The sequence below is a fragment of the Pontibacterium sp. genome (assembly GCF_041587635.1).
Classification (GTDB): domain Bacteria; phylum Pseudomonadota; class Gammaproteobacteria; order Pseudomonadales; family Balneatricaceae; genus Pontibacterium.
In genome coordinates this window covers 1-2736 of record NZ_JBFGYC010000543.1, presented here as the reverse complement: position 1 = coordinate 2736, position 2736 = coordinate 1, and the positions used below count along the sequence as shown (strand labels likewise).

Sequence of the window (2736 nt, the reverse complement as noted above, 5' to 3'; positions counted from 1 at the left end):
GGGTGCATGAAGACTACTGGGACAGTGCGGCCTTGTATCGCCATATCCCCGGCTTGGGTACGTTATTCAGATGGCTACAGCGCAAAGCTGCCTGTCAGGTGTGATATTTTCCTCGTAACTCCGTCGATTCACTGGTCTTCACTTCCCGCCAGCAGTAAGAATACGTATGCAGATTAGACACTATAAAGAAGCGGATGCGTGTGACATTACGACCCTGTTTCATGAATCGATCCATGCGATTGATCGACGGCTTTATACTGATCAAGAGCTGGAAGCCTGGTCCCCCACACCGCCAGACTATGAACACTGGCAAGCACGCCTTGCGCTCAAAAAACCGTTTGTTGCGGTTATCGCCGGTCAGATTGTCGGATTCATCGAGTTAGACGATGGTGGGCATATCGACTGCCTGTACGTTCATAAAGATTATCAGCGGCGGGGTATTGGTCAGTCACTGTTGCTGTATCTGTGTGATATTGCAGACCAGAGAGGGTATGAGCGGTTATATGTGGAGGCCAGTAAAGCAGCAAAACCCCTATTTGATGCATTGGGTTTTGAGATTCTGGGGTCCAATCGGGTTGAGCGAAGGGACTGTGTGTTAACGAACTTTAGTATGCAGCGTGCTGTGAACGCTCTGAAGCGTTGAGGCTGATTATCGCATTCCACGTCTCAGCCCTTTGTCGATTGATGGGGTCAATTGATGGGATCTATCACTTCACATCTGCAAGTTTCAGCTGATACAAGCCGACGTTGATACTGCCCTGATCAAAACCGCCTTCACAGTACGCCAGATAATAGCGCCATAAACGGTAGAAACGGTCATCGAACCCTTGCGGTTTAATCATGTTCCAGCGTGCTTCAAATGCATCTCGCCAGTGGCGTAAGGTGTGGGCGTAGTCCGGTCCGAAAAGCAGCTTCTGTTCTAACTCGAAACCGTGTAACTCAAACTTGTCTTGCAGTACTTCAATACTAGGCAACATTCCCCCGGGGAAGACATAACGTTGGATGAAGTCTGCTTGTTTGCGGTACGTTTGGAAGCGTTCGTCATCAATCGTGATCACTTGCAGAACGACGTTGCCGCCGGGTTTCAGGATGCGTTTCAACGTTTGGAAATAAGTGTCCCAGTGGGCTTCGCCAACAGCTTCAAACATTTCGATCGAGACGATACCGTCGTATTGATGGTTCATGTCGCGGTAATCCGTGAGACTTAAATTAACCTTATTCTGCAGCCCTGCGTTGGTAATACGTTGTTTCGCCCAGGCTAATTGTTCCTGAGACAGCGTAACGCCGTGCACATTAAGGTCGTGCTCAATAGCAGCCTGTTCAGCAAAACCGCCCCAGCCGCAACCAATCTCTGCGATATGATCATCTGGATTGGCGTTTAGCATTTCCAGAATACGGGCGTATTTGTTGCGTTGTGCATCTTCAAGTGGCTGAGAGGGTTGATCGAAAAGGGCGGCAGAGTATGTCATCCCCGGATCAAGCCACTCCTTGTAAAAGTCATTTCCCAGATCATAGTGTGCTGAAATATTACGCTTACTGCCTTGTTTGCTGTTGTCCCGCTGCCAGTGGTAAAGATTGTGCAGTACACCGGTAAAGAAGCGTGCCTTGGACATGGATGACAGTGCTTCTTCGTAGCTCAGCGCCCAATGCACAAGGGCGGTTAGATCAGGACTGTCCCATTCTCCCGCCAGATACCCTTCGGACCAACCGTTAGCGCCACCAAACAGCAGTCGTGCAAGCGGGCGGTAACTATGGAGTATCACAGTGGCAGTGGGTTGGTTATGACCGAAGCGGCATTGAAGCCCGCTGGGTAACGTCAGTTGGAGGGAGCCACAAGTCTTGTCGAGTCGCTGGTGTAAGAAACTGATCAGCTGACGTTCCAACACGCTAGGCTCATTTGGTTTTACGGAGGAAGTACTTGAACAGTTAATGGCTTTCATGATGGATAACTCCGTGTTTGTCCTGCCAGCTGATGCTGTAGTTGTCGCCCGGCGTACGGGGCTGGATTTTGACGTTCTTGCGCCACAGGCGAAGGGCTTCCCAGTGGATCGCTGTCATCACCTTCAGTGTCATCAATGGATATTTGATAAATGCCTTCAGAAGGCCGGAATCGGTCAAGGATGTGTGTTTTCCGCTGAATGTCGCATGTAATACGGCTGTGCCTGAATCCCGTTCGGTTTGGCGAATATTGACAGCAACCTGTTGTGCCGGAGGCAAGATGCGGAAGCTGTATCCGGTGTTCATAGGCATAAAAGGACTGACGTACATCTGCTTATCGCATTGTTGGCGCACGTGACCGGTTTTGTCCTGTTCTGCTGTGAGCAGATAGGTGTGTCGTTGCCCGAACGTATTGCTGACTTCGTAAAGGATAACTTCCAGCTTGGCATCACTGTTGTAACAGAAGTAAACACTGAGCGGATTGAACGTGTAGCCCAATATGCGTGGGTAGCAGAGCAGTCGGATGTGCGCCGTTGCGGAGCCATAGCCGCGTTCCGCCAGTATCTCTGTGATCTGATCGCGTAATTTCCCTGCGCCACGACCGTGATCTCTTTCGTGGAATGAAAAGAGGTTAAATCGATTCAGCGAGAAAAATCGATGCTGTTGATTGAGGCTCTCCAGTTCGTCCAGATTGAGGCAGAGTGAAAATACACGGTAAATGAACCGATGTTTTTTGGGTCTGAACCGATGATGCATCACAATGCCTTCATACAGTGAAGAACTGAGATCAGCCATGGG

At 49.9% G+C, this 2736-nt stretch carries 3 protein-coding genes; 1 reads left to right on the top strand and 2 read right to left on the bottom strand.

Annotated elements, in window-relative coordinates; translation table 11 throughout:
• Nucleotides 1-166: 166 nt before the first annotated feature.
• On the top strand, nt 167-643 hold the full coding sequence (locus ABYW01_RS18745) for a GNAT family N-acetyltransferase (RefSeq protein ID WP_372835807.1): 477 nt from the start codon (nt 167-169) through the stop codon (nt 641-643).
• Between the two features lie 64 nt (nt 644-707).
• Here the strand turns inward: ABYW01_RS18745 and ABYW01_RS18740 are convergent, their stop codons facing one another.
• Nucleotides 708-1940 (bottom strand): class I SAM-dependent methyltransferase, encoded by a 1233-nt coding sequence (locus ABYW01_RS18740; RefSeq protein WP_372835805.1) that lies wholly within the window; start codon nt 1938-1940, stop codon nt 708-710.
• On the bottom strand, nt 1927-2736 hold an 810-nt coding region (locus ABYW01_RS18735; protein WP_372835803.1), incomplete at its 5' end, for a DUF1365 domain-containing protein. The genes ABYW01_RS18735 and ABYW01_RS18740, both read right to left, overlap by 14 nt.

What these genes read in the sequence shown, in the direction of transcription:
- ABYW01_RS18745 (WP_372835807.1), top strand. Translation starts at nt 167, where the DNA reads ATGCAGATTAGACACTATAAAGAAGCGGATGCGTGTGACATTACGACC.
- ABYW01_RS18740 (WP_372835805.1), bottom strand. Translation starts at nt 1,940, where the DNA reads ATGAAAGCCATTAACTGTTCAAGTACTTCCTCCGTAAAACCAAATGAG.